Source organism: Bacillus sp. B2-WWTP-C-10-Post-4, from assembly GCF_009183805.1.
GTDB classification, from domain to species: domain Bacteria; phylum Bacillota; class Bacilli; order Bacillales; family Bacillaceae_G; genus Bacillus_A; species Bacillus_A cereus.
The window spans coordinates 1-730 of record NZ_WEII01000278.1; the positions used below are offsets into that span (position 1 = coordinate 1).

Sequence of the window (730 nt, forward strand, 5' to 3'; positions counted from 1 at the left end):
CATAAATTATCTCATTATTCATAACGGGGAAACCATATTGATTACGGCTTGATTTCATTATATAACAAATATTAACATCCAGAGTTTTAATATTTGAAAATTATGTGAATTTATAATTAAAAATCCACCCTTCCTCTAAAAATTTATCGTTACAAGTTTTCTTAAGGTTTTTTCTTCATGAGAAGTAATTAACTTTTAAAATTTTTCTAATATTCAAAACCACTATTTGTAATCCAATCTATATTTTATTGATACCAATCTAGTTACAGGTATGCTACAATCCATTTGAAATATTGCTTTTGGGAATGCAATTGCTATTATAATCGCAATTTATTTTCTACAAACTGATTGGGTGTCAGCCCAAATTGCGGTTCTATTCCGCAGTCCTTAACAAATTGTTAAGGACTTTTTTATCATTTTCAGACAGAAGACTCCTTCCTCAAAAATGTGAAGGTGTGAAACACCAATTTTAGGTGGAGATGAACGTCGGTTGTCATATAAAAGAATCCATGATAGTGCTTTTTCTAAATGAATATGTTACTCTTTAACGGCTGGTATTTATCATCGTAAGAAATCCAGTAACTCCATCAAAAAAATGCTCCTAGATTAATCTAGGAGCATTTTTTTGAAACATTATTTTTTATTTGCCTTTGATTCACTTTATTATAGTAACCGTGTTTTACTACTTGCCTAACATCATCTACTTCAAATCCCATTATCTCTGTAATAT

At 29.5% G+C, this 730-nt stretch carries 1 pseudogene; it reads right to left on the reverse strand.

Features of this window, described 5'->3' with window-relative positions:
• Positions 1 to 611: 611 nt before the first annotated feature.
• Positions 612 to 730 (reverse strand): annotated as a pseudogene (locus GBN78_RS29925) (DUF2187 domain-containing protein); the annotation flags it as partial.